This is a genomic window from Burkholderiales bacterium (assembly GCA_036262035.1).
Taxonomy (GTDB): Bacteria; Pseudomonadota; Gammaproteobacteria; order Burkholderiales; family SG8-41; genus JAQGMV01.
Genome location: DATAJS010000009.1, coordinates 356,547 through 382,104, shown reverse-complemented (window position 1 = coordinate 382,104; position 25,558 = coordinate 356,547). Strand labels below are relative to the sequence as shown.

26 protein-coding genes are annotated in these 25,558 nt (G+C 67.9%); 15 read left to right on the top strand and 11 right to left on the bottom strand.

Going from position 1 to position 25,558, the window contains the following annotated elements; genetic code table 11:
* The first annotated feature begins 62 nt into the window (after positions 1 to 62).
* Positions 63 to 1,742, top strand: a complete 1,680-nt coding sequence (locus VHP37_07765; GenBank protein HEX2826226.1) for a thiamine pyrophosphate-binding protein — start codon at positions 63 to 65, stop codon at positions 1,740 to 1,742.
* Between the two features lie 112 nt (positions 1,743 to 1,854).
* Here VHP37_07765 and VHP37_07760 read toward each other — a convergent pair whose 3' ends face one another.
* The gene (locus tag VHP37_07760) at positions 1,855 to 2,610 is read right to left on the bottom strand and encodes an endonuclease/exonuclease/phosphatase family protein (GenBank protein ID HEX2826225.1); all 756 of its coding nucleotides are present in this window, start codon (positions 2,608 to 2,610) and stop codon (positions 1,855 to 1,857) included.
* Between the two features lie 64 nt (positions 2,611 to 2,674).
* On the opposite strand from VHP37_07760, the gene VHP37_07755 reads away from it, so the two are divergent.
* Positions 2,675 to 3,661 carry an LLM class flavin-dependent oxidoreductase gene (locus VHP37_07755; protein HEX2826224.1) on the top strand — a complete coding sequence of 329 codons (987 nt, stop codon included), beginning with the start codon at positions 2,675 to 2,677 and terminating at the stop codon, positions 3,659 to 3,661.
* On the opposite strand, the gene VHP37_07750 is transcribed toward VHP37_07755, so the two are convergent.
* The 7 genes from VHP37_07750 to VHP37_07720 all read right to left on the bottom strand — a co-directional run bounded on the left by VHP37_07750 (position 3,658) and on the right by VHP37_07720 (position 10,139).
* Positions 3,658 to 3,867, bottom strand: a complete 210-nt coding sequence (locus VHP37_07750; GenBank protein HEX2826223.1) for a hypothetical protein — start codon at positions 3,865 to 3,867, stop codon at positions 3,658 to 3,660. The genes VHP37_07755 and VHP37_07750 overlap by 4 nt on opposite strands.
* Positions 3,868 to 3,959: 92 nt before the next feature.
* Positions 3,960 to 5,588, bottom strand: a complete 1,629-nt coding sequence (locus tag VHP37_07745; GenBank protein HEX2826222.1) for a CopD family protein — start codon at positions 5,586 to 5,588, stop codon at positions 3,960 to 3,962.
* Positions 5,589 to 5,604: 16 nt separating this feature from the next.
* Entirely contained in the window at positions 5,605 to 6,102 is a 498-nt protein-coding gene (locus VHP37_07740) for a hypothetical protein (protein HEX2826221.1), read from the bottom strand.
* A gap of 78 nt (positions 6,103 to 6,180) precedes the next feature.
* Complete coding sequence (locus VHP37_07735; GenBank protein HEX2826220.1) at positions 6,181 to 6,567, bottom strand: carboxymuconolactone decarboxylase family protein; 387 nt, start codon at positions 6,565 to 6,567, stop codon at positions 6,181 to 6,183.
* A gap of 79 nt (positions 6,568 to 6,646) precedes the next feature.
* The gene (locus VHP37_07730; GenBank protein ID HEX2826219.1) at positions 6,647 to 7,987 is read right to left on the bottom strand and encodes an MmgE/PrpD family protein; all 1,341 of its coding nucleotides are present in this window, start codon (positions 7,985 to 7,987) and stop codon (positions 6,647 to 6,649) included.
* Entirely contained in the window at positions 7,984 to 9,042 is a 1,059-nt protein-coding gene (locus tag VHP37_07725; protein ID HEX2826218.1) for a 2-dehydropantoate 2-reductase, read from the bottom strand. Before VHP37_07725 ends, VHP37_07730 begins: the two co-directional genes overlap by 4 nt.
* Before the next feature lie 5 nt (positions 9,043 to 9,047).
* Positions 9,048 to 10,139 (bottom strand): 2-dehydropantoate 2-reductase, encoded by a 1,092-nt coding sequence (locus VHP37_07720; protein ID HEX2826217.1) that lies wholly within the window; start codon positions 10,137 to 10,139, stop codon positions 9,048 to 9,050.
* A gap of 296 nt (positions 10,140 to 10,435) precedes the next feature.
* Here VHP37_07720 and VHP37_07715 point away from each other — a divergent pair, with 296 nt between their 5' ends.
* The 10 genes from VHP37_07715 (at position 10,436) to VHP37_07670 (ending at position 21,577) form a co-directional block, all read left to right on the top strand.
* On the top strand, positions 10,436 to 11,572 hold the full coding sequence (locus tag VHP37_07715; protein ID HEX2826216.1) for an NADH:flavin oxidoreductase/NADH oxidase: 1,137 nt from the start codon (positions 10,436 to 10,438) through the stop codon (positions 11,570 to 11,572).
* Complete coding sequence (gene leuC, locus VHP37_07710; GenBank protein HEX2826215.1) at positions 11,572 to 12,978, top strand: 3-isopropylmalate dehydratase large subunit; 1,407 nt, start codon at positions 11,572 to 11,574, stop codon at positions 12,976 to 12,978. The genes VHP37_07715 and leuC overlap by 1 nt, the downstream gene beginning before the upstream one ends.
* Position 12,979: 1 nt before the next feature.
* Positions 12,980 to 13,636: a 3-isopropylmalate dehydratase small subunit gene (leuD, locus tag VHP37_07705; GenBank protein HEX2826214.1), complete on the top strand. Its 657-nt coding sequence runs from the start codon at positions 12,980 to 12,982 to the stop codon at positions 13,634 to 13,636.
* A gap of 4 nt (positions 13,637 to 13,640) precedes the next feature.
* Entirely contained in the window at positions 13,641 to 14,633 is a 993-nt protein-coding gene (locus VHP37_07700) for a hypothetical protein (protein HEX2826213.1), read from the top strand.
* A gap of 11 nt (positions 14,634 to 14,644) precedes the next feature.
* The gene (locus VHP37_07695) at positions 14,645 to 15,670 is read left to right on the top strand and encodes an LLM class flavin-dependent oxidoreductase (protein ID HEX2826212.1); all 1,026 of its coding nucleotides are present in this window, start codon (positions 14,645 to 14,647) and stop codon (positions 15,668 to 15,670) included.
* A complete protein-coding gene (locus VHP37_07690; protein ID HEX2826211.1) occupies positions 15,663 to 16,664 on the top strand; it encodes a tripartite tricarboxylate transporter substrate binding protein in 1,002 nt (333 codons plus the stop codon). Before VHP37_07695 ends, VHP37_07690 begins: the two co-directional genes overlap by 8 nt.
* Positions 16,665 to 16,730: 66 nt before the next feature.
* A complete protein-coding gene (locus VHP37_07685) occupies positions 16,731 to 18,083 on the top strand; it encodes an MmgE/PrpD family protein (protein ID HEX2826210.1) in 1,353 nt (450 codons plus the stop codon).
* The gene (locus VHP37_07680) at positions 18,083 to 19,444 is read left to right on the top strand and encodes an MmgE/PrpD family protein (protein HEX2826209.1); all 1,362 of its coding nucleotides are present in this window, start codon (positions 18,083 to 18,085) and stop codon (positions 19,442 to 19,444) included. Before VHP37_07685 ends, VHP37_07680 begins: the two co-directional genes overlap by 1 nt.
* Positions 19,444 to 20,403, top strand: coding sequence for a tripartite tricarboxylate transporter substrate binding protein (locus tag VHP37_07675; GenBank protein HEX2826208.1), 960 nt, complete (start codon positions 19,444 to 19,446; stop codon positions 20,401 to 20,403). The genes VHP37_07680 and VHP37_07675 overlap by 1 nt, the downstream gene beginning before the upstream one ends.
* Positions 20,404 to 20,407: 4 nt before the next feature.
* On the top strand, positions 20,408 to 21,577 hold the full coding sequence (locus VHP37_07670; GenBank protein ID HEX2826207.1) for a CoA transferase: 1,170 nt from the start codon (positions 20,408 to 20,410) through the stop codon (positions 21,575 to 21,577).
* A gap of 136 nt (positions 21,578 to 21,713) precedes the next feature.
* Here VHP37_07670 and VHP37_07665 read toward each other — a convergent pair whose 3' ends face one another.
* Both VHP37_07665 and pal read right to left on the bottom strand, forming a co-directional pair.
* The gene (locus VHP37_07665) at positions 21,714 to 22,076 is read right to left on the bottom strand and encodes an SPW repeat protein (protein ID HEX2826206.1); all 363 of its coding nucleotides are present in this window, start codon (positions 22,074 to 22,076) and stop codon (positions 21,714 to 21,716) included.
* A 61-nt stretch (positions 22,077 to 22,137) separates the two neighbouring features.
* A complete protein-coding gene (gene pal, locus VHP37_07660; GenBank protein HEX2826205.1) occupies positions 22,138 to 22,677 on the bottom strand; it encodes a peptidoglycan-associated lipoprotein Pal in 540 nt (179 codons plus the stop codon).
* Positions 22,678 to 22,818: 141 nt separating this feature from the next.
* On the opposite strand from pal, the gene VHP37_07655 reads away from it, so the two are divergent.
* The 3 genes from VHP37_07655 to VHP37_07645 all read left to right on the top strand — a co-directional run bounded on the left by VHP37_07655 (position 22,819) and on the right by VHP37_07645 (position 25,190).
* Positions 22,819 to 23,313 carry a sigma-70 family RNA polymerase sigma factor gene (locus tag VHP37_07655; GenBank protein HEX2826204.1) on the top strand — a complete coding sequence of 165 codons (495 nt, stop codon included), beginning with the start codon at positions 22,819 to 22,821 and terminating at the stop codon, positions 23,311 to 23,313.
* On the top strand, positions 23,310 to 24,014 hold the full coding sequence (locus VHP37_07650; protein HEX2826203.1) for a DUF3379 family protein: 705 nt from the start codon (positions 23,310 to 23,312) through the stop codon (positions 24,012 to 24,014). Before VHP37_07655 ends, VHP37_07650 begins: the two co-directional genes overlap by 4 nt.
* Before the next feature lie 207 nt (positions 24,015 to 24,221).
* The gene (locus VHP37_07645) at positions 24,222 to 25,190 is read left to right on the top strand and encodes a D-2-hydroxyacid dehydrogenase (protein HEX2826202.1); all 969 of its coding nucleotides are present in this window, start codon (positions 24,222 to 24,224) and stop codon (positions 25,188 to 25,190) included.
* On the opposite strand, the gene VHP37_07640 is transcribed toward VHP37_07645, so the two are convergent.
* Positions 25,187 to 25,513 (bottom strand): RNA chaperone Hfq, encoded by a 327-nt coding sequence (locus VHP37_07640; GenBank protein ID HEX2826201.1) that lies wholly within the window; start codon positions 25,511 to 25,513, stop codon positions 25,187 to 25,189. The genes VHP37_07645 and VHP37_07640 overlap by 4 nt on opposite strands.
* Positions 25,514 to 25,558 lie beyond the last annotated feature (45 nt).

Genomic DNA, 25,558 nt, shown 5'->3' with positions numbered 1-25,558 from the left:
CTGGACCACCTACGAAATTCGATCATCGATGTTAGCATCGGCGATCGACCGGAGGAGAGACCATGGCACAGATCGACGCGGGAAAAGCGATCATCGAAGCGTTGCGCGCCGAAGGCGTGGACACGATCTTCGGGCTCGTCGGCTCGACGACCAACACCATCGTGTGCGCGATGTACGGGCGGGAAGACGTGCGCTTCCTCGATACGCGCCACGAGGAAGGCGCCGCTTTCATGGCGTACGGCTACGCGCGCGCTTCGGGCAAGCCGACGGCGTGTCTCACGACATCGGGACCGGCGACGATCAATCTCGCCACCGGCATCGCGCTCGCGTACAAGGGCCGCGCGCCGGTGGTCGCCATCGCCGGCGACGTCGACCGCAAGTATCTCGATCGCGACGGCGCGCAGTCGTTCGACCTGGTGAACATCTTCAAGCCGATCACGTCCATGTCGCGCCAGGCGTACAAGACCGAGCGCATTCCCGAGCTCATCCACGATGCGTTCCGCAGCGCCCTGTCGGGCAAGCGCGGACCGGTCTTCATCAACATCCCGCGCGACCTCATGGACAACCAGACGATCGACGACAGCCTCATCCGTCCGTCGTCGGCGTATCGCGCGGTGCAGGCGCGCATACAGGGCGACCGCGACGCGGTGAAGCGCGCGGCCGAGCTCCTGTCCAAAGCCGAGCGGCCGGTGCTGATCGCGGGCGGCGGCGTGGTCGACGGCGACGCCACCAATGAGGCCGTCGCGCTCGCCGAGCGCCTCGAGATGGCGCTCATTCCCGCCTACGGCCACAACGACGCGGTGCCGAACAGCCATCCCCTCTATATCGGCATCCCCGGCAACCGCGGCGCGCCCGAAGCGATGGAAGCGATCCATCGCGCCGACGTGATCCTCGCGCTCGGCTCCAAGCTCAACCAGCACTCGACCCACTGGGATTCGAGCGTCATCAACCCGCAGACGCGCATCGTCCAGGTCGACATCGACGTGCTGGAAGTCGGCCGCAACCACGCGGTGGAAGTCGGCATCGTCGGCGACGCCAAAGCGGTCGCGCAGCAACTGCTCGAAGCGCTGGGCTCTGCGAAGAAAGACAACGCCTCGTGGCGTGCGGATATCGAAGCGCTGGCGAAGCGCCGCAAGGCTCGTCTTGCCGAGGAGGAGTCGCTGCAAGGCGATCCGATGATGCCTCAGCGCGTGTATCCGGAGCTGCGCAAGGCTTTGCCGAAAGACTGCATGGTCACGCTCGACGCCGGCGTCGCGCCGGGGCTTACCTACGATCGACTGTCGTTCGAGCTGCCGGGGACGTTTCACAACTACGCCGGCCACGGCGGCTTAGGGATGGGCTATTGCGTCGGCCTCGGCACCAAGATCGGCCGGCCGGACCGTCCCGCGATTTCCATCCAGGGCGACGGCGGCTTTCTCTATACCTCGCAGGAGCTCAACACCGCGGTGCGCCACGGGATCCCGCTGGTCGCGCTCGTGCTGAACAACAGCTGCCACGGCGCGGAAAAAGCGCAGCAGAAACGCAACTACCAGGAGCGCTTCGTCGGCGTCGACCTCGTCAACCCGCGCTTCGACAAGCTGGCGGAGGTCTACGGCGCGAAAGGCTATTACGTCACCAAGCCCTCGGAGATCGCCGACGCGGTGACCGCCGCGCTCGCGACGAAGTCGCCGTGCGTGATCGAGATTCCGGTGGCCGAGTACTTCCCGACCGCTGCGAAGACGCCCGGCGCGAAAGGGCACTGACGTCATCGCGAGGCGCCGAAGGCGCCGCGGCGATCTCGTGGCGCACGAAAAGCATTTTGCGTTCGCAACGAGATTGCTTCGTCGCTATCGCTCCTCGCAATGACGGTCGTGGTTAGACCGAGCCGATCTCGAGGTCCGCCCACACGCCCGCGTGGTCCGAAGGCCACAGCGAGGGGTCGGTCGGGCTCGGCCGATCGAAGCAGACGCCGCTTTCCACGACCTTCAGCGCGCCTGCGGTCCAGATGTAGTCGATGCAATGTTTCATGCGCGGCCAGTGCGGATGCGAGACTTCGCCGTTCGCGCCTGCGAGCGGCGTGGGGGCAGTGGGCGCAGTCTGAGTCGGCGTATGGCGGGTGGCCATCAGCGTCGCGGAGGGCATGTGAGGCGGCGCGTTGAAGTCGCCGCACACGATGCGCGCCGCGGCGTCGGGACGAGAGTCGATCCACGCGAGCAGTTGCTGGACCTGGTAGAGCCGCAGCGAATCTTCGCCGAGCGAGCGGTAGAGGTGCGTGACGTAGACGTCCACCGGCTTCTCGTCGACGATCACGCGCGCGACGAGCGCGACCATGTCGCGCGTCTGGTAATCGAGATTGCCGGTTTCAACGATCGGGAAGCGCGTGAGCAGCGCTTCGCCCTCGACTGCCGCGAGCCCGTTGACCTTGGTCTGCTGCACCAGCGCGTAATCGGCGCCGGTGCGCGCCTTGAGCTCCGATTGCAGCCAGCGCGCGGTCTGCCGCGGGATGCACACTTCGTTCATCGCAAAGACGTCGGGCTTTAACTGACAGAGCTGTGCGGCGATCAGCTCGCGCCGCAGGTCCCAGCGCTTGTGGTCCTGCTCCATGTTCAGCGTGACGGCGCGAAAGCGCATGACTTCTCCTCGTGGATCACGCAGTGTGGCACAGTATGCCGACACCCTGCGAGCGAGGTGCGGCTTGAGATTCGGACTCTTCGGCGGCGCGCAGACCGGCAGCGATCCCACCGCGCCGGGGCGGGGTTTCCACGACTACGTCGACTTCAACGTCGAAGCCGAGGCGCTCGGCTATCACGGCACCTTCTGCGTCGAGCACCACTTCACCGGCTGGGGCCAGATCTCGGCGACGCTGGAGCTCCTCACGTGGGTCGCTGCGCGCACCCGCTCGCTTCGCGTCGGAACGGCCGTCATGGTGCTGCCGTGGCACAACCCGGTGCTGCTCGCGGAACAGGCGGCGACGCTCGATCTCCTGTCGGGCGGCCGTCTCGATCTGGGGATCGGCAAGGGCTATCGCTACAACGAGTTCCACGGCTTCTCGGTACCGATGGAAGAGGCCGAAGCGCGGTTCGACGAAGCGCTCGAGGTGATGATGAAGGCCTGGAGCTCTTCCCGGCGGTTCTCGTTTCGCGGCCGCTACTGGGACTTCAAGGACATCGTCGTCGAGCCGAAGCCGGCGCGCGCGCCTGCGCTCTGGATGGCGGCCGGCAGCGCGGCGTCGATCCGGCGTGTGGTGGCGCGAGGCGCGAGCCTCCTGCTCGATCAGTTCGCTTCGGTCGAGGCGATCGGCGAGCGTGTCGCGCTATACAAGGCCGAGGTCGAAGCCGCCGGCCGCGCGTTCGATCCGATGAGCGTCGCGGTCGCGCGCGATGCCTACGTCGCGAGCGACGAGTCCGATCGCCGGGCCGCGCTCGCGCGCGCCGGCGCGGTCCGCCGCCGCACCATCGAGGTCTCCCGCGCGCCCGATCGAGACGGCGGCTCGCACATCCTCGCGTACAGCCACAGCGACGCAGGCAACGAGGCGGCGCTCTGCGGCACGCCGGACGAGATCGTGCGGAAGCTCGAAGCGCTGCGAAAGGTGGGGGTGACTTACGTGCTCGCCAACTTCGGCGGGAATTCGCGGGAGAGCCTGCGGCGCTTCGCGCGGGAGATCGTGCCGGCGTTCGGCTAGGCGATTGCGAGCCACACGGTCGGACGGCTCGCATCGTCCGGCACCAGCCGCTGCGGCGCGGCCGGGCAGGCACGGCAGACGTAGGTCTCCCGCACGCTCGCTGCGCCGAACACGGCCGAGGCGAGCCGAAGCCGGCGATGCGGGATCGCTTCTTCCTGCGAAGACAGGCTCCGACAGTCGCGACAAAGGTCTTCCAGAACGTCCATCGGGCGCATTAACGGCAGAAGCGCAAAATGCCATAGGGCGGCGGCAGCAGGTATCCAGCACTCCCTACAGGCTGTCGCCCACCGCGGCGGTCTCACATCTCCCGATACCCGATCAGCACCACCCCGATCAGCGCCAGCCCGATCGGCCAGATCCACGCGGCGACCCGTCTCACCCCGAGGTCCTCGCTCCGAAGCTCCAGCCACCGCGCGGCGCCCGTCGCGAGCGCGAGCAGCGCCATGATCGAGTGGCTCATCTCGATCAGCAGCACTTCCCTGGTGTCGTCGAGGGTGTGGCTGTGCGTGAGCAGCACCAGACCGCCGAGCAGGCAGAGCAGAGGGAACACGTAGCCTGACGGGCGCACGTCGTAGCGGCCGGTCTGCACGTTGCGCTCGAACCAGCCGATGGCGACGATCAGCGGCAGCAGCGCGCGGTGCTGGAGGATCTCGGGGTCGCGGAAGCTCTCCCAGAAGCCGATGTCGCCCGCCGGCCACGCATCGGCGTCGGAGCGCAGGAACAGGAAGACGGCCAGCCCGATGAACACCAGCGGCCAGTTTCGCGCCCAGCGCAGGCCCGCATGGGTGCCGAGCGCGAGCAGCGCGCCGATCAACAGGAACACGCCGGCCCAGTTGTGGTTGAACTGCGACCAGAGCTTGTCGGCTTCGTTGTAGGTGACGCGCACGCCCGAGCCGGGCACGAACGCCAGCGCGCGCTCGTCCGCGCCGCGGCTCTCCAGCTCGTCCCGCAGCTTCGAGATGGCGAGCTGATCGTGCGCCGGACTGGTCCACGCCGGTCGGGGCGGCCAGTTGCGCTCGGCGATCTCCTCCCAGGTGACGCGATCGGCAGTCAGGTCGACCGCGGGCGGCACCGACGTCAGCGACGCGGCGGCGGCGAGGGCGGCGAGCGCCAGCCCGAGCTCCGCCTCGACGAAACGTCGAAAGCGGAAGATCGGCGTCGCCGGGTCGCGGTTGAGCCGCCGCACCAGGAAGAAGTTGCCCGCGCCCAGGAACGCGAGCATCAGGAACAGCGCCACCTTGGCGCCGGTCATGAAGCCGTACGCGGTGCCGTACATCGCTGCGCCGGAGCCGATGTATTTCACGGCGAAGAAGCCGGCGCCGGTCAGCAGGGCGACGACACCGGCGAGCGCCATCGCCGAATAACGGCGGCCGACGAAGGCGAGGGCGCGCCGATCGGTGACCGTCGCAAGCGCGACGAGCAGCGCCGGCAAGCCGCCGATCCAGACGGCGGCGCCCGCCTGGTGCAGGACCGTCGCGGCGAGCAGCCAGCCACGGTCTTCGATGCGGCCGGCCGCGTGGCTCGTCGCGATCCCGCAGGCGAGCACGGCAAGCGCGAAAACAAGGGTCGACGCATCGACGCGGCGAGCGCGAACCGCGAGCGCCGCGCCGCAAGCGGCCTGCAGCGACCACGCGATGACCGATCCGGCGCCCAACGCGCGGTCCAGCGGAATTCCGGTTCCGACCAGCCCGGCCACCTGCAGCGCGACGCGCAGCAGCGCGAAGACCGCGATCGCGCTGCCGGCGATGCGCAGGATTCGAACCGCGCCTCGCTGCACGGTGTCCGCCCCGGCGATGCCGTCGGCCTGCAAGCGCTGCGCGATCAGGCAGAGAAACGCGACGCTGCCGAGGGTTACCGTCTGAGCGATCAGCGCGAAGGCGCGCAATATCAGCGCCAGATAGTCGAACAGATCGAAGAACAGCGTCACTCGACGCTCCGCTCGATCATCCGGTGCGCCGGGCGTCGTGCATGCAGTCGATGACCGTCTTCAGCACCCTGAACGCATGCCAGAACTCGTCGTCGTCGATGTCGACAGGGTCGTCTTCGTCGTCCTCGGTCAGCGCGTCCAGCGCGTACTGCAACGCCGCGGGCTCGGCGTGCTTCTCGGGCTGCACCCGGAAAGGCTGGCGGCCGTAGCCGGCCTCCTGCAAGGCGTCCACGAATTCGGCGTTGTCCTCCCACGCGCGCAGGATCTCGTCCTCCTCGATCGTGCGAAATCGCGCGTTGCTGTGCCGGAACGCCTCCATCAGCACCACGTGCGCGTAGAGCGCGACGCCCGCCGCGTCGGGAGAACGCTCGGAGAGGAAGGCCAGCGCGAAGGCGGTGAGCTCCTCCTGGTCCTCGCCGCAGAGTACCTGAAGGCGTTGCAGCTCATCCGCGGACATCTGCGCCACGGATTGCCGCGTTTGGTCCATCAGCTCGGGTGAGATCGCTGCAGCCATCGTAAAGCCCCTGAAAAACCGGAGTTTACTTGGCTGCAGAGCGCGGCGCGGCGCGTTACGCCTGCCGGCTGACGCACCCTACGTGGCCGTGCGGTCCTGCTCGTTGAACACTTCCTGCGCGGCGCGGAAGCTGTCGAGCGCGGCGGGGATGCCGCAGTAGATCGCGGTCTGCATCAGTACCTCGCGCACGTCGTCGCGCGTCAGGCCGATATTGGGGCCGGCCTTGAGATAGATCTTCACTTCCTCGGTGCGTCCCATGGCGGTGAGCATGCCGAGGTTGATCATCGCGCGGGTGCGGCGGTCGATGCCCGGCCGCGCCCACAGCGTGCCCCACACGTATTCCTGGATCAGCTCCTGGAACGGGCGGTTGAAGTCGTTGGTGGTCTTCGCCGCGGCGTCGACGTAGGCATCGCCGAGGACTTCGCGGCGGATCTGGCGGCCTTGGGTGATCTTGTCGTTTTCCAAGCTTTTCTCCTGATACTGAGGTGGAACTTGCCAAGAAAATTCCCTCCCCCTCAGGGGGAGGGTTAGGGTGGGGGTGGGTTTATTGGGGTGCTGCTTGCCGGATCAGCGCTCCGACGTCGTCGAGCTTTTCGATGTTCCAGCAGCCGTCGATCAATCGATCGATACGCTCGTTGGCAAGCACCGGCTCGGCCAGGCCGCGGAATTTGCGCTCGAGATCGGCGTCGGACATCGGGCGCGCTTCGCTGCCGACGGCATGCTCGACGTGGCAATCGTGCGCGCGGCCGTCGGCGAGCTCGACGGTGATGCGCGCTTCGTCTTCACGGATCGAAGGCGAGGGCGTGGCTGCGCAGCGTGCGGCGAGCGAGGCGAGCGCGGGATCGCGGATCGAAGCTTCGGAATATTCGACTTCCGTAACGCGGCCCTTGGTCAGCGCCGCGGCCGCCGAATGGAAGACCGACAGCTTCGCCTGCGCAGTCGTCTTCGGCTCGCGCCGGCCGCACAGCTCCAGCACCAGCGGATTCACCTGCAACGCAACCCGCTTCACCTCGGAGCCGCGCACCTGCTCGCTCAATTGGATGCAGCCGTCGATCACCGGGTGGATCACCACGCCGCATGGAAAGGGCTTGTAGGTGTTGGACAGGATCTCGAAGCGAGTGCCCAGTCCATCGACCATCGCCTCGAGATCGGGCTTGTCGCCGAGCACGTGCGCGAACCCGCGCCGGCCTTCGATGCCGGTCGTCGAGCTCGTGAAGTCGTTCGCCGCGAGCAGCGCCGACGCCAGTCCGTTCTGCGCCGCGCGCGCCGCGTGCAGGCTCTTGCCCATGCTGCCGAAGAGCTCGCGCAGTCCGGTCGCGTGCGTCGCGGCCATGCTCAACGCCCACGCCATGCGCGTCTCGTCGAGCTTAAGCAGCACGCCCGCCGCCGCGGCGGCGCCGAACGTGCCGACGCTGCCGGTGATGTGCCAGCCGCGCCCGTAATGCCAGTCGTAGACGCCCACGCCGATGCGGCACGCCACTTCGACACCCGCCAGGAAAGCACGCAGCGCTTCGTTCCCGCTGACGCGCTGCCGTTCGGCCAGCGCGGTGACCGCGGGACCGACAACGCCTCCGGGGTGCAGCACGGTTCTGAGATGGGTATCCGAAAACCCGAGCACATCCGCCGCCATCGCGTTGAGAAAGGTGGCGAGGAGGGCGTCGGTGCGCTCGGGCCGGCCGACCACCGTCGCCTGCTCAGGGCCTGCGAACGGCGAGAACGTCGCCAGCGAGCGGTCGATGACCCCATTGCCCGCGCCGCCGATCGCGCAGCCTATCCAGTGCAGGAACGCGCGCTTGGCTTCGTGGACCGCGTCGGCGGGAAATTCGGTTTCGCGCGCGTGCGTGAGGAAGCGCGCGAGCGTCTGCGTGACCGCAGGCGCGCTCACGCCGGGATGCCGTCGACGTTGGCAGGATCGGGCTTGAGCTCGCCGCGGTCGATGCGGCGCACCAGCTCGGTCACCGCTTCGTGCGTCGGCGCGCGCACGCCGGCCTCGCGCCCTTTGTCGGCGACGAGACCATTGGTGAAATCGATCTCGGAGCGCCGGCCGCGCTGCACGTCGCGTCCGACGGACGAATGCGAAGGCTCGAGCAGCGTCGCCATCCACGCGGTCAGTCCGTCCTGCACGCGTTTGATCGCGGCGGCGTCTTCCTTCAAACCGGCGGCATACCAGTCGTCGGGCGAGATGCCGAGGATCGTGCCCAGCTCGTAACCCTGCGCGCGTCCCACGGCGACCGCTTCGGCGCCGAGCTTCACCCCGAGACGATGGATGTGGCAGCGGTGCACGAGCACGTGCGTATTGTCGAGGCCGGTCGCGCCGAGGAGGCCGTGGGTGATGGTGTTCGCGCTGAGCTTGGTCCAGCGCTCGCCCCAGAGATTGGTCGTCACTTTCGCGGCGTCGACGCCGCCGAAGATCCTCGCGAGCTCGGTCACACGCTCGGTCACGATACCGTGCACTTCGCCGACGCGGAACACCGCGTGGTTGGTCTGGCTGCTCGGCATCTGGTAGCGCTTGATGTGTCCCGGCTGGTAGGCGTTGACGCTGATCGTGCTCACGGTGCAGCCCACCGTGCGGCCCCAGCCCACCGCGCGCGCGATGCGCTCCTCGTTGATGCCGTTCTGCATCGACACGCAATAGCCTTCGGGTGACAGGTATTGCCCGATCATCATCGCCGACCATTCGGTGTCGTACGACTTGGTGCAGATCACCGCGACGTCGACCGGCTTCCGCACGAAGCTCTGCACGTCCGAGAGGTCGATCGCGTTCACTTTCACGACGTGCTCGCCCTGCGAGCCGCCGAGGTGCAGGCCGTGCTCGCGCATGGCGCGCACGTGCTCGGGCCAGGGATCGACCAGCGTCACGTTCTCGCCGACCCGCGCGAGATGGCCGCCGACGTAACCGCCGACCGCGCCGGCGCCGATGAAGACGATGTGCTTGCCCATGCGTTCTAACTCCCGGCTGCAGGCGAAGGCGCCTGCGCCACGTCGACCGTCGCCAGCAGCGACGCGATGTTGTCCATGCTCTGCGCGATCTCGCCGCGCTCGACGCGCTTGACGATCCGGTAGAGCGCGTCCTGGGTCGGCGCGGGCACGCCGACGCTCTCGCCCTTGGCCGCGACGTAACCGCAGACGTAATCGATCTCGGTGCGGCGGCCTTTGGAGAGGTCCTGTCCGATCGAGCCGTAATGCGGCTCTTTGGAGCGCTCCATCCACTTGATCCAGCCCGCTTCGAGCTCCGCGAGCGCGGGCTTCTCGTTGCGTGCCGCCGCGAGCCAGAGCGACGCGGGCATGCGCAGGATAGGCTCGAGCGGATGGCCGAGCGCCTGGGCCACGCGGATCGCCTCGCCCGCGCAGCGGATGGCGAGCCGGCGCGTCGCGGTGTTCTTCATGAGGTCATGATCGCTGATGCCGGCCGAGCCGAGGATGCCGTGGTGCATCGAGTTGGTGGTGAGCTTCGCCCAGCGCTCGCCCCACAGGTTGGTCGTCACCTTGGAGCTGTCGACGTTGGAGAGCAGCTCGGCGATGGAGGTCGCGCGCGGCGTCACGCGCCCGTGCGCTTCACCGACGCGGAACACGGTATACGTCGATCCGCCGGGCGTGCGCACCCGCGTGATCTCGCCGGGACCGGTGGCCACCACGCTGATCGTGCTCGCGATGCAGCCCAGCGTGCGCTCCCAGCCGACGACGCCGGCGATCTGCTCTTCGTTGAGGCTGTTCTGGATGGAGACGGCGCAGCCTTCCGGCGCGAGATACGGCTCGATCATCTTCGCCGCCCACGCGGTGTCGTACGACTTGGTGCAGATGAGCGCGACGTCGACGGGCTTGCGGACCAGCGACTGCACGTCGGAGATGTGCAGTGCTTCGAGGCGCGCATTGGCTGCGCCGCCGGGCTCTTTCAGCGTGAGGCCTGCGCTGCGGATGCGCTCGATGTGCGCGATCCAGGTGTCGATCGCGACGACGTCGCGGCCCGCCGCCGCGAGCTTGCCGGCGATGTAGCCGCCGACGGCGCCCGCGCCGACGACTGCGATACGGTTCAACATGGGTAGTGGATCCTCCGAATCAGCTCGTCATTCCCGACCCGCGGTAGCGGAAAGGGATCGGGAATCTATTTTTTGGCCTTCAACGTCAAAATGGGTCCCCGCCTGCGCGGGGACGACCAACGGCGGGCGTTGACGCGCCTTGCGGCCGGCGCTTCAACGGCCGCATCTGCGTCGACGTCGCCGCCGATTTGGCGGCGACGTTGACGCCCTCTCCGTTGGTCGTTATCGTAATGTGAACGCCGTTCAGTATATTGAACGCGCACTCAACAAGCAACGCCAACAAGCAACGGTCCCCAATGCAAGACTCGAAGTCCCGGCTCTTCACGCCGATGGAGATACGCGGCGTGAAGCTGCGCAATCGCATCGTCGTCTCCCCGATGGCGCAGTACTCCGCCAAAGACGGATTCGTCACCGATTTTCATTTCGCTCACTTCGCGAAGTTCGCGATGGGCGGCGCAGGCATCGTGTTCACCGAGGCGACCAAGGTCGAGCGCAGGGGCCTCGGGACGGTGGGCGACATGGGCATCTGGAAAGACGAGCACATCGAGCCTCTGCGCCGCATCGCGACCTTCATCCGCGAGCAGGGCTCGGTGCCCGCGATGCAGCTCAATCACGCGGGCAGGAAGGCGGGGACGTACAAGCCGTGGGACGGCTTCGGCGCGCTCGATCGCAGCGTACCCGTCGAAGGAGAGCAGCACTGGGAGGTGATCGGTCCGAGCGCGGTCGAGTATCTCGCAGGCTGGCCGCTGCCGCGCGCGATGACGCGCGCCGACATCGACGAAGTCAGGGACAACTGGGTGAGGGCCGCGCAACGCGCCGACCGCGCGGGCTTCGACATCCTCGAAGTGCACGGCGCTCACGGCTATCTCCTCCACGAATTTCTCTCGCCCGCGTCCAACAAACGCGAGGACGCCTACGGCGGCAGCCTCGCCAACCGCATGCGCTTTCCGCTCGAGATCGTCGAAGCGGTGCGCAAGGTGTGGCCCGAGCACAAGCCGCTGTTCTTTCGCGTCTCCGCGGTCGACGAGGGCGGGTGGACGCTCGACGACACGGTGGTGCTCGCGCGGGAGCTGAAAGCGCGCGGCGTCGACGTCGTCGACTGCTCGGCGAGCGGCATCGCGATCCGTTCGCCCACCGCGAGCCGCGTCGCGCCCAAGCTCGGTTTCCAGGTGCCGTATGCCGAGCGCGTGAAGAAAGACGCGGGCGTTGCGACGATGGCCGTGGGACTCATCGTCCACGCCAGGCAGGCCGAGGAGATCCTCGCGAAGGAGCAGGCGGACCTGATCGCGGTCGGCCGCGAGATCCTCTACAACCCGTTCTGGCCGGCGCATGCGGCGCGCGCGCTCGGACAGGACGAGCAGTTCAAGTCGCTGCCGGTGCAGTACGGCTGGTGGCTCGATCGGCGCCGCAAGACCGGATACGTCGAGGAATAGTGACCGCCACCCTGCTCGCGAAAATCGTCGACCTGCACACGATCGCCACGCGCGAAGACGGCGAGCGCCTGCTCTATATCGACACCAACGTCGTCCACGAAGGACCGTTCTACGCGTTCGACGGCTTGAAGCGCGAAGGCCGCAGCGTCGCGCGGCCGATGCAGACGGTCGGCGTCGCCGATCACTATGTGCCCACTTTGAACCGCGAGCGCGGTTCGGCGGGCATCGCGGACGCCGAAGCGCGCGCCATGGTCGAGCGCCTCGCCGAGAACGCCCGGCGCACCGGCATCGTCCATTTCGGCATGGACCATCCCCAGCAGGGGATCATGCACGTCGTCGCCCCCGAGCTGGGCATGGCGCAGCCGGGCATGGTCATCGTCGGCTCGGATTCGCACACCTGCACCAACGGCGCGTTCGGGGCGTTCGCGTTCGGCATCGGCGCGTCGCAGGTGAAGCACGTTCTGGCGACCCAGACCTTGTGGGTGCGCACGCCGCGGGCGATGCGCATCACGATCGACGGCGAGCTTGGAAAAGGCGTGAGCGCCAAGGACCTCGCGCTCGCGATCATCGCGAAGATCGGCATGGCGGGCGGCGCGGGCAGCGCGATCGAATACGCCGGCAGCGCGGTGGACGCGATGGCGATGGAAGGGCGCATGACGCTGTGCAACCTCACCATCGAAGCCGGCGCGCGTGCAGGGATGATCGCGCCCGACGACAAGACGTTCGAATACCTGCGCGGCAAGCCTTACGCGCCCGACGCGGCGTCGTGGGATCGCGCGCTCGCGTTCTGGCAGACGATGAAGAGCGACGAGGCCGCGGTCTTCGACGCCGAAGTGCGCCTGAACGGCGCCGACGTGCCGCCCATGGCGACGTGGGGCACTTCGCAGGACGAAGCGTGCGCGATCGCCGGCCGCGTGCCCGACCCGCGCGACATCGACGATGCACCGCGTCGTGCGCGTGCCGAGCATGCGCTGCGCTACATGGACCTGGCGCCGGGCACGCCCTTGCGCGACATCGCGATCCACCGAGTCTTCATCGGCTCGTGCACCAACGCGCGGCTCGACGACCTGCGCGCAGCCGCCGAGGTGGCGCGCGGTCGCAAGGCGCGCATTCCCGCCATCGTCGTGCCGGGCTCGATGAGCGTGAAGCGGGACGCGGAAGCCGAAGGCCTGCACGAGGTCTTTCTCGCCGCGGGCTTCGAATGGCGCGACCCCGGCTGTTCGATGTGCACCGGCGCGAACGGCGATCTCGTGCCGTCGGGCGAGCGCTGCGCGTCGACCTCCAACCGCAACATGGAAGGCCGGCAAGGCAAGGGGAGCCGCACCCATCTCGTCAGCCCCGCGACCGCGGCGGCCGCGGCGGTTACGGGACGGCTCGCGGACGTGCGCGACCTGGTCGGAGGCTGAGATGGAACCGTTCACCACGCTCACCGCGGTCGCAGCGCCCTATTACCACGCCGACGTCGACACCGACGAGATCATCCCGCACCGTTTCCTGCGCAAGCCGCTGTCCGCGGGCTACGGCAACTTCCTGTTCCACGACAAGCGCTTCGACGGCGAGGGACGCGAGATGCCGGAGTTCGTGCTGAATCGCCTGGCCTATCGCGACGCCGAAGTGCTCGTGTCCGGAGCCAACTTCGGCTGCGGCTCGACGCGCGAAGGCGCGGTGTATGCCATCCGCGATCACGGCATGCGCGCGGTCATCGCGACGGGCTTCGCCGATATCTTCCGCGGCAACTGCGTGCAGAACGGCGTGCTGCCGGTGGCCCTGCCGGACGACGCGGTGCGCGCATTGTGCAGTCAGCTCGAAGCGCAGCCCGGCGCGCGCGTCGCCATCGATCTCGCTCGACAGCAGGTGACCGGTCCCGACGGCGCGGTCTACGGCTTCGACATCGCACCCACGTGGAAGACGCTGCTCCTCGAAGGGCTCGACGAGATCGGGCTCACGTTGAAGCACGTCGATGCGATCGCCGCATTCGAGCGGGATTACCGCGGGAAATTGCCATGGCTCGGTGCTCGTCCTTCGGCTTCGCTGCCGCCAGGCTCAGGCGTCGCGCAGGAGTAGACACATGAACCTGCAGCTCAGCATCGCGATGACGGTCAACCCGCGCACGCGGCCGATCTTCGACGGTACGGTCAAGCCCGACGGTATCGATCTCGTTCCGACCGCGCTGCATCCGTCGGAGATGTTCTGGAGGCAGCTCAAGTTCGCCGACTTCGACGTCTCGGAGCTGTCGTTCTCGTCGCTGTCGATGGCGAAAGCGCGCGGCGACGATCGCTACGTGGGCCTGCCGATCTTCACCACGCGCCACTTCTTCCAGAACTGGATCCTGGTGCGCAAGGGCGCGCGTATCGACTCGCCGGAAGACATGAAAGGCAAGCGCGTCGGCGTGCCCGAATACCAGCAGACCGCCGCGGTGTGGTCGCGCGGCATCCTCCAGCACGATTTCGGGGTGCAGCCTTCGGACATGGAGTTCTTCATGGAGCGCGCGCCGGCGCAAAGTCACGGCGGCTCCACCGGTTTCCAGCCGCCGCCCGGCGTCACGGTCCACCGCATCCCGCAGGAGAAGAACATCGGCAGCATGATGCTGTCGGGCGAGCTCGACGCGACGCTGCTGTATTTCGTCGACCGCAACCTCATCGACCGCAGCCGAGCCGACCTCTGGAACCATCCGGACATCGAGCCGCTGTTCCGCGACCCCGTGGCGGAAGGCGAGCGCTATTACGGCAAGACCGGGCTCTTCCCGATCAACCACGGCATGGCGGTGCGCAAGAGCGTCGTCGACCGGCATCCGTGGGTGGTGCTCAATCTCTACAAGGCGTTCGCGCAGGCGAACGAGCTCGCCAATCAGCAGCGCCTCGAGCACGCCGAATACCACCGCGACGCGGGGCTCATCTCGCGCGAAGCGTACGAGGCGATGAAGACGCCGCTCGTGCAGCACGGCGTGAAAGCCAACCGCGCGGTGCTCGAGACCGCGGCCCGTTACTCGCACGAGCAGGGCCTGACGCCGCGCGTGATCCCGCTCGAAGACGTGTTCGCCCAGAGCACGATGGACGTCTGAGTGGCGGGCCGATGAGCGAACGCCTGAAGTTCGGGATCACGCTGTCCAATCGCGGCGTCGTGCTCGGCACGCGCACGCCGAAGCAGCTCCTCGATCTCGCGGACAAGGTCGAGGCGAACCCATTGTTCGATTCGGTGTGGGTCGGCGATGCGCTGTTCGTCAATCGCAGGCTCGACGCGATTCCGCTGCTCGCCGCGATCGCGGGCCGCACCGGGCGCGTGCTGCTCGGGCCGGCGGCGATGGGCTCGTTCGCGCTGCGCAACCCGCTCGTCTTCGCCTACGAGTGGGCGAGCATCGACCAGCTCGCGAACGGCCGTACGCGCCTGATCGTGGCGGCCGGCGGGGGCGGGGAAGCGCTGTGGAGCGCCGAATCGCGCGCGCTGGGTGTGCCGCCCGAAGAGCGGCGCAAGCGCATGTACGAGCACATCCGGGTGCTGAAGCACTTGTGGAAGAACGACGGCTCGCCTTTCAAGGGATCGTTCCACGACTTCGCCGACATCGTGCTCGAGCCGAAGCCCGCGAACCCCGAGTGTCCGATCTGGACCGCGACCAACGCGACGCGGTTGTCGAGCGGCGCGGCGGACGCAGCCAGCGGCGGCTCCGACTACGCGCTCAAACAGTGCGGGCGCCTCGCCGACGGCTGGATGACGCACAGCGCGAGCCCCGCGGCCCTGCGCGATTCGTGGAACCGGATCCTCGCCGTCGCGAAAGAGAACGGGCGGGACACCTCGCACTTCGACAACTGCTTTTATCACCACATCTACATCGACGAGGACCGCGACCGCGCGCTGCACGGCGCGAAAGCGTTCCTCGATCGCTACTACTCGGCGAACTACACCGAGGAGCGGCTGCAAAGCTGGCTCGCGTACGGCTCGGCGCGCGAATGCGTGCGGAAGCTGCGCGCGTTCCGCGGCAGCGGCATCAATCGCATCACCCTGCGGCTGTCGACGGCGGATCGCGAAGGCGAGCAGTTCGAGCGCCTCGTGAACGACGTGCTGCCGTACGTAAACGAAGGTCCAATGGAGGAGCATGACTAAGTATCAAAAAACCAAACGGATTCCCGCCCGCGCGGGAATGACGGCTGCGTTCGCTGCTTGCATCGCGTTCGGGTTCTCGCCGGCGGTATCGGCGCAGCACTATCCCGTCAAACCGGTGCGTATCCTCGTCGGCTTCGCGGCCGGCGGCGGCACCGATACCGCCGCACGCATGGTCGCGACCGAGCTGTCGAAGAGCCTCGGACAGCCGGTCGTCGTGGAGAACCGGCCCGGCTCCGGCGGCATCATCGCGACCGAGACCGTGGCCAAAGCGCCGCCCGACGGCTACACCCTGCTGATGATGGCGGCGGCGGACAGCATCCAGCCCGCCATGCGGCAGAAGCTCTCGTATCAACTGCCGAAGGACTTCTCGCCGATCTCGCTCGTGGTGAGCGGGGCGTTCGTGCTGGTGGTGCACCCGTCGGTGCCGGCGAAGAACATCAGGGAGCTGATCGCGGTCGCGCGCGCGCAGCCCGGCAAGCTCAATTACGCGACCTCCGGCATCGGCAGCTCCGCGCACATGGCCGCCGAGCTCATGAACTCGCTCGCCAACGTGAAGACCGTCCACGTGCCTTACAAGGGCGTGTCGCAGGCGGTCGTCGGCGTCGCGTCGGGCGAGGCCGATTTCGTGTTCGCGAGCGTCACCTCCGCACAGTCGCTGCTCGACGCGGGACGTCTGCGCGCGATCGCGATGAGCACGGCGAAGCGCTCGGCGCTGATGCCCAACATGCCGACCCTGAACGAAGGCGGCGTGCGCGGGTACGACCGCACCGGCTGGTACGGCGTGATAGGACCCGGCGGGATGCCGCGCGACATCGTGAACCGGCTCAACGCCGCGATCGTGAAAGCGGTGAACACGCCGGAGATGAAAGCGGCGTTCTTCAAGCAGGGGCTGGAGACCGACACCAATACGCCCGAGCAGTTCACCGAGATGATCCGGCGCGAGGTCGAGCAGAACGTGAAGCTCGCGAAAACGGCCGGCATCCGCCCCGAGTAGCGAAGGTTGCGTGGTAACGCACCACGCCTTCAAAAGCGTTTACCGCGGAGGACGCGGAGGAAAACGATGGATAAAACGATAGAAAAAATCGCGCAATATGCGGCCACGTTGGAATATCCGGCGTTGCCGCCTGAAGCGGTGCACGAAGCGCGCCGCCGCATGATCGACGCGCTCGGCTGCGGTCTCGGCGCCTACGGGGACGAGCCTTGCGTCATCGCGCGCAACATCGCGTCGCGCGTGGAAGCGAGAGAGGGTGCGCGCATCCTCGGCACGAACCATCGCACGCTGCCCGAGCTCGCGACGTTCGCTAACGGCGTGATGGTGCGCTATCTCGACGGCAACGACACGCTGCCGGGCGGGGGCGGGCATCCGAGCGACGTCATCGCGCCCATGCTCGCGATCGCCGAGGCGCGCAAGCGCGACGGCAAGGCGCTGATCACCGCCATCGCGCTCGCCTACGAGATCTACTACGCGTTCTTCAAGGGCTTCTGCATGCGCGACCGCGGCATGGACCACGTGCTGTATACGGCCGTCGCGAGCGCGGTCGGCGCCGGCAAGCTGCTCGGCCTCGACGCAAGGAAGCTCGGGCAGGCGGTCGCGCTTGCGATCACGCCCAACATCGCGCTGCATGCGACACGCCGCGGCGACCTGTCGATGTGGAAAGGCGTCGCGGCGGGCAACGCCGCGCGCAACGGCGTGTTCGCGGCGCTGCTGGCCGAGCAGGGCATGACCGGCCCGGAAAACGCGATCGAAGGCTCGCACGGACTGCGCGAGCTCACCGGCCGCTTCGAGCTCGGACCCCTGGCGCAACCGGGCGGCGACTTCGGCGTGACTCAGTCGAACATCAAGTTCTTCCTGTCCGAGTATCACTCGCAGGCGCCGATCACCCTGGCGCTCCAGCTCTCTCGCCAGGTGCAGGCCGACGAGATCGAGTCGGTCACGATCAACACCTACTGGTTCGCGTGGCACGAGATCGGCAGCGAGCCCGAGAAATGGCACCCGACCACGCGCGAGAGCGCCGACCACAGCCTGCCGTTCATCGTCGCCGCGGTGCTGATCGACGGCAAGTTCAGCGACGAGATCTTCTCCGAGGCGCGCCTCAAGGACGCGAAGGTGCACGCGCTCGCCGACAAGGTGCGCGTGGTCGAGGATCCGGCGTTCACGAAGCGCTTCTCGGCGGAAATTCCGTGCCGCATCGACATCCGCACGCGGCGCGGCGAGGTGAAATCCGCGGCGGTCGATTACCCGCGCGGGCACGTGCGCAACCCGATGAGCGACGCCGAGGTCGAAACCAAGTTCCGCGCGCTCGCCGGACGGCTGCTCGCGGGCACGCAGGTGCACTCGGCGCTGAAGGTGCTGTGGAAGGTGGACGAGCTGTCGGATTGCGGCGCGGTGCTCGAGGCGCTGGCGAAGCGCTGATGGACGAGACCTCGCGCAAGCTCGTCCGCTACGCGCTTCGAACGCGTTACGAGGACCTCGCGCCCGCGACCGTCGCGGCGTGCAAGTCGAGGCTCCTCGATACGCTTGGGTGCATCGCGGCCGCCTACGCACACCCGGTGACGATGGCCGCGCGCACGCTCGCCGAACGCTATCGCATGGACGTCAACGCGACGATCCTCGGCAGCTCGCGAGAGGTCGCGCCCGAGATGGCGGCGTTCGCGAACGGCGTCGCGCTGCGCGTGCTCGACCTGTCCGACATGTATCGTGTGAAGAGCGGCGGGCACCCGAGCGACGTGATCGCCGCGGCGCTCGCGGCGAGCGAGCTCGGGCAGAGGGACGGGCGCTCGCTGATTGCCGCGATCGCCGTCGCATACGAAGTGTATTGCGCGTGCTGCGACGGCATCGACCTCAATTCGCAGGGCTGGGACCAGCCGGTCTACGGCGTCGTCGCCGCTGCGCTGGCCGCGGCGCGGCTGCTCGCACTGGACGAAGCGCGCGCAGGACACGCGCTGGCGCTCGCGCTGGTGCCCAACATGGCCATGTACCAGACGCGCCACGGCGAGCTGTCGAGCTGGAAAGGGTGTGCGGCGGCGAATGCGTCGCGCAACGGCGTATTCGCCGCGCTGCTGGCGCAGTCCGGATTCACCGGTCCGGAGCAGGCGATCGAAGGCAAGCACGGCCTGTGGGACGCGGTCGGCCAGTTCGAGTGGCCGGTGAAACCCGGCGTCGCGACCCGCATCGAGCGTACGCACATCAAGTGTTTCCCGATCTGCTATCACGGCCAGTCGGCGGTGTGGAACGCGCTAGCGTTGCGCGATCGCGTCCGTGTCGAAGACATCGAAGAGGTGCGCGTGGCCACGCACAAGACCGCGTTCGCCCTGATGGCGCACGCGCCTTCGCGCTGGGCGCCGCAGACCGCCGAGACCGCCGATCACAGCCTGCCGTACGTGGTCGCGCGTGCGCTGATCGACGGGCGCGTGGACGAGTCGTCGTTCGTTCCGGAGGCGCTGCGCGAGCCGCGCGTCACGGCGTTGATGGGGCGCATCAGGGTCGCCGAAGATCCGGCGCTCACCGCCCGGCATCCCGAAGCGTCGCCTTCGCATATCGAGATCGTGACGAGGGACGGCGCGAAGATCGCGAACGACGTGCGCTATCCGAAAGGTCACGACAAGAGCCCGCTGAGCGCCGCGGAAGTGGAAGAGAAGTTCCGGTCGCTGTTCGCGCACTACGGATCGCCGGCACAGGCGTCGCGCGTGGTCGAGGTGGTGCAGGGCCTGGAGAGCGTCGGAGATGTGGGAGCGCTTTTCGAAGCGTTCAAGAAAAACCGAGGAGAAAGATGATGTCGATACGTACAGCCGCCGTGTTCTGCGGCGCATTCATGTCCGCGGGCGCGCTCGCGCAGCAATACCCGACAAAACCCATACGCATGCTCGTGCCTTTCGCGCCGGGCGGCGGCACCGATCTGGTCGCGCGCGCCGTGGCGCACAGCATGAGCGAGGGGCTGGGCACGACGGTCGTCGTCGACAACCGTCCCGGCGCCAACGCCAATATCGGCAACGAGCTTGCGGCGCGTGCGGTGCCCGACGGCTACACGCTGATCATGACGTCGAGCGCGCTCACGATCAACCCGAACCTCTATCGCAAGCTGCCGTACGATCCGGTCAAGGACTTCGCGCCGATCAGCCTCGCGACGATCGTCCCGTACATCCTCGCGGCGCATCCTTCGCTCGGCGTGTCCAACTTCCAGGACTTCATCGCGCTCGCGCGCTCGAAGAAGCGGCCGATCAACTACGGCTCGGCCGGCACCGGCAACGCGACGCACCTCGCGATGGCGCTGCTCGAAGTGATGGCGAAGATCGATCTCACCCACGTGCCTTACAAGGGCACGGGCCAGGCGCTGACCGACCTCGTGGCGGGACATATCCAGGTGTCGTGGGGCACGATGCCGCCGACTCTGCCGCACATCAAAGCGGGACGGCTGAAAGGTCTTGCCGTCGGCAGCCTGAAGCGCACGAAAGCGATCCCCGAGCTGCCGACCGTCGCGGAGATGGGCTATCCCGGCTACGAAGCGGGATCGTGGTTCGGCGTGCTCGCGCCCGCCGGCACGCCCAGGCCGATCGTCCTGCGGCTCAATAAGGAAGTGGTGAAGGCGCTCGCCAAGCCCGATCTGGCCGAACGGCTCGCAAGCGAAGGCGCCGAGCCCGCGGCGAATACGCCGGAACAGTTCGCAGCGTTCATCAAGGCCGAGATCGCGAAGTGGGGCCGGGTCGCGAAAGCCGCGGCGATCGAGCCGCAGTGATCCGATGAGCGGACCGCTTGCCGGCATCCGGGTGGTCGACCTGACCCAGATGCTGCTGGGGCCCTACGCCACCGGCGTCCTCGCGCGTCTGGGCGCCGATGTGGTCAAGGTCGAGCCGCCGGGCGGCGACGGCCGGCGCGGCATCGGCCCGTCGCGCGAGCGCGGCATGACCTCGCAGTTCATCCACGAGAACCGCGGCAAGCGGAGCATCGTCGTCGATCTGAAGCAGCCGCGCGGCAGGGACGTCGTGCTGGGGTTGTGCAAAAGCTCCGACGTCGTGGTCCACAACAGCCGCCGCGAGGCGATGGCGCGGCTGGGTCTTGCGTACGAGGACGTCAGGCGCGTGAAGCCCGACATCGTCTATTGCGCGGCGGTGGGTTTCGGCGAAGGCGGGCCGTATGCGGACAAGCCCGCGTACGACGACATGATCCAGGGCCTCGCAGCGGTGCCGGCGCTGCAGCAGAGGCTCACCGGCGACGCCTGTTACGCGCCTTTCAATCTCTCAGACCGGCTGTGCGGCATGGTGTTCGTGCAGACGATCCTCGCGGCGCTGCTCGCCAGGGCGCGCACGAGCGAAGGACAGTCGGTCGAGCTGCCGATGTTCGAGACGATGGCCGAGTTCGTGCTGTCGGAGCACCTGTGGGGACGCACGTTCGAGCCGTCGAGCGAAAGCATGGGTGCGCCGCGTCTCTTCGAGCGCAGGCCGTCCCGCACGCGCGACGGCCATGTCTGCTTCTGGATAGGCACCGATCCGCAATGCGCGCGGCTCTTCGACGCGATCGGCCTGCCCGGGCTGAAGAGCGACGAGCGTTTCCGCACGCGCGCCGAGCGCAACCGCAACCTGCAGGACTTCTATGCCCGCGTCGACGCGGTGCTCGCCACGAAGACCACCGCGGAATGGATGGACCGCTTCGTCGCGCACGACATTCCCGCGATGCCGCTCAATACGCTCGAGACGCTCCTCGACGATCCGCATCTGGCGGCGACGGGGTTCTTCCGCAGGAGCGCGGACGGGGTGGTCACCATGGCGACGCCTTCGCGTTGGTCTCGCACCCCGCCCGGCGAGCCGGCGCCCGCGCCGCGCCTCGGGGAGAACACGGCGGCGCTGCTGGCGGAAGCGGGCTACGACGAGGCCGCGATCGAAGGTTTGCGCCACGACGCGGTCGTTCGCTAGCCGAACGCTGACGCGGTGCCGGATTGGGGACGTTGAGCGGAGTGTGACCCAGGTCACACCGGGTCGGCGCGCTGCTGATCGTGCTGATGTTGACAGGAGGCGCGTTGCCGCGCCTCCTGACCGGTTTGCTGAAGCTTTAGCTGGCGAACGTCCGGCCGGTGCGGGCGGCGGACATCCGCTCGAGCAGCGCCCACAGCGACAGCAGGAAGACCGCGCCGCCGACCAGCCACGCGCTGTTGCGCGCCTCGATGACCTGCATGAAGCCGAGCAGCCACGGCGAGGCGAGCATCCACAGGCCGAGCGACGGCATCACCCACGACGCCGCCACCGAGCGCCGGTGCAGCGCCAATGCGGCGCAGGCGACCATGATCGCCCCGATCACGTAGAAGTCGACGCTGCGAACCGGGATGTCGTCGTAGAAGCGCAACAGCCACGGCATGGAGAGGAGCAAAAGGCCGAAAACGAGGGTGAGTCCGTACTGCCACTGCTTGGTCTGCATGGGGTAAGTCTCCTCAGAACTGGTGGAATCGATCGCGTTGGGGTAAGGACGTGGCCGGCGATCAGCGGCCGTAAACGATGTCGGCGCGGCGGTTCTGCTCGTATGCTTTCTCGTCCTGCGCGTCGGCGCGCGGTTTCTCCTCGCCGAAGCTGACGGTTTCGATCTGCTGCGCCGGAACGCCGAGCAGGGTGAGGTGCTGTTTCACCGCGTCCGCGCGGCGCTGGCCGAGCGCGAGGTTGTATTCGCGGCTGCCGCGCTCGTCGGTGTTGCCTTCGATGCGGACGGCCGTGCCGCGCTTGCTCGCCAGGTACTGCGCGTTCGACTTCACGACCGTGCCGTACTCGTCCTTGACGACGTTGCTGTCGTAATCGAAAAAGACGCTGCGTTGCGAAGGCGCGGCGACCGTCGAGGCGCCGGTGGCGGTGCCCGCCGTGGACGCCCGCGGCGCGGCGGAGCTCGAAGCGGCCGGGGCACGCGCCGTGCTGGTCGAGGGTGCGGTGGCGCGCGTGCTGGAAGTGGAGGCGTTCGAGCTCGCGGGCGGCGTGGAAGCGCAGCCCGCCATGGCGGCCAGGACGGCTGCAGCAGCGATGGTGCGGTGCATTATGAATCTCCTGACGATGTCCTGTGGGAAAAAGACCGGGGACCGAGGTCGAAGCTTACACACCGGGTCGTGTAAGCTTTCCCGCCCCGTCCGGGTCTCATGAGCAAGGACGGCCGCTTTCCGGCCGCAGGTCAATCCGAGTTGAGCAATCCAAGCTTCGAATCGCTCGTCAGAGCGTACTCCGCCGAGCTTTATCGCTATGCGTACTGGCTCTGCCGCGACCGTTTCGTCGCGGAGGACCTGGTGCAGGAGACGTTCGCCCGTGCGTGGGGCGCGCGCGCGGCCTTGCGCGAGCAGGGTGCCGCGAAGAGCTGGCTGTACACGATCCTGCGCAACGAGAATGCGCGGCTGCACGAGCGCAAGCGCCTGGACGTGGAAGAGGGCGCCGACCTCGACGCGATCGAGGACCTGCGCCTGGCGAGCGTGTCGGCCGAGCTGGAGATGCGCGAAGCGCTGCACGCGCTGCCCGAGTCGTACCGGGAGCCGCTGCTGCTGCAGGTGGTCGGAGGATTCAGCTGCGAAGAGATCGCACAGATGATGCAGCTTACGCCGGGAGCCGTGATGACGCGGCTCACCCGGGCGCGGCAGGCGCTGAGGCGGGAGCCCGGCGCGGCCGCAAGGGAGTCGTCGAAATGAATTGCCTCGAAACCAGAAGATCGCTGCTGGCGGCGCCGCGGGAGCGTAGCGCCGAGCTGGAAGCCCATCTCGCCGAGTGTGCGGAGTGCTCGCGGCTGTCGTTGCGCGTCGACGAGCTCGACACGCGGATCGCCGAAGCCGCGCTCGTGCCCGTGCCGCAGGGGCTCGCCGACCGCGTGCTCTACGGCAAGCGCGCCAAGCCGCGCTGGCCTTACGCCGCCGCGGCGGCCGTTTTGGGCGCTTCGGTGCTCATGGGCTTCGCCGGTCCGCAAATCGTGGACGCGGTGTCCGCGCCGATGGAAGCGGTCGGTCCGTCGCATCCCGCGGTCGCGGCGATCGCGATGGTGGTGGAGCAGCAGCCCGCCTATCTCGACGAAGCCCGCGGCGTCGACACCGTGGCGATGGAAGAAGGCTTGAAGCGCCTGGGACTGTCGCTGCGCCAGGAGGGCGTCAAAGTCGACTATGCCGCGCGCTGCTACATGCCCGAGACCGAGTGCGACCACCTCGTGCTCGATACGCCCGACGGCCCGGTGAGCGTGATCCTGGTGCCCGATTACCCGGTCGGCTCGCGCGCCCTGGTCGCCGACCGGCGCATGACCGCGCTGGTGAGCCCGGCCGGCAGCGGCGGTTACATCGTCGTCGCGGGGTCGCCCAAGATCGCCAAGCGCACCGAGAAGCTTTTCGTGAAAGGGCGGGTGTAAGGTTTCTCCGGGCAGTCCGGTCTCATGAGTAGTGCCGGATCATTCCGGATCACACGGCGGACAGGAGCCCTTCTACCTTCCTTGGGGCTTCTGCTTGGCCCGGCCTGAAGCGATTCAGGCCGGGTCTTTTCTTTTGGGTCAGCCGAAAGCCTTTCGGAGCTCCGCCGGTATGATTCGCGGATGCCCACGCCTGCATCGCCTGACGCCTTGACATCACCCCGCGAAAGCCCGCGCATCCTCGTCTACTCGCCGCGCGCAGGCGAAGCCGAGGAGTACGCGGCTCTCATCCGCACGGCGCGGCCCCGGTCGAATCTCGCCGCGGCGGCCACCCCCGAAGCGTTCCATGCCGAGATCGGCTCGGCCGAGATCCTCATGGGCTGGTGGTTCCCCGCGGACGCTTTTCGCCATGCGCCGCGGCTCAGGTGGATCCACAAGGTCAGCGCCGGCGTCGAGGACGTGGTCTACGGTCAGCCGCATGCGCCGGGTGTCGCGCTCACGCGCAGTCACGGCGCGCTCATCGCGCCGCGCATGGTCGAATACGTGCTCGGTGCGATCTACGCCCATACGCAGCGCTTCGACCTCGCGGAGCGCCAGCAGCGCGCCAAGGTCTGGACTCTCTATCTCAACGGACTGGCGCAGGGCCTGACCGTGGGCATCGCCGGGCTCGGCGACATCGGCCGGGCGGTCGCGGCCGGCGTGGCGCGCAACGGCATGCGCGTCATCGGCTGGCGCAGGACGCCGGACGCGGTGCAGGGCGTGGAGCGCGTCTATGCCGGGCGCAGCGAGCTCGCAGCGTTCGTCGCAGCGTGCGACGTGCTCGTGGTCCTGCTGCCCCTCACCGAGGAGACGCGCGGTCTTTTCGATGCGAAGCTGTTCGCGGCGATGAAGCGCAGCGCCTACCTCGTGAACATCGCGCGCGGCGCTGTGCTCGACGAGCGCGCGCTGGTCGAAGCGCTGCGCGAGAGACGCATCGCGGGCGCGACGCTGGACGTGTTCGAGACCGAGCCGCTGCCGGCGGAAAGTCCGCTGTGGGAAATGGCCAGCGTCAGGATCACCCCGCACGTCAGCGGTCCGGTCATTCCCGCCGACGTCGCGGGCTTCTTCGTCGACAACCTGGACCGTTACGTCGCGGGACAGCCCCTCGAGCGGCGCATCGACGAGACGCGCGGCTATTAGGAATCGTCGCGCAGCACCACGCGGCGGCGCTTGCGCTCGATCACCGGAGCGGTGCGCGCCGGCGGCGTCCCGTGCTGCGTCGTGTGCACGCGAGGCGCGTGCGCCCGCACTTTGCCGTGCTTGGGCGCAGGCTCGATCATCGCGATGCTGGTCTTGAGCAGCAGCAGCGGTTCCGACGAGGCCAGGCGTATCGAATAGACGTCGAACGATTCGATCGTGCCGTCGAAGGCATCCGAGTTGAGCAAAACCACCCGGATGCGCGTGCCGTGCTTCCTGTACTGGTTGAGTAGAGCGTCCTGTATGCGTTCTTTGCTGCCTGCCATCGAATACCGTTCCATTCCGACATAGCCCGGGCCCGCGAGTACCGG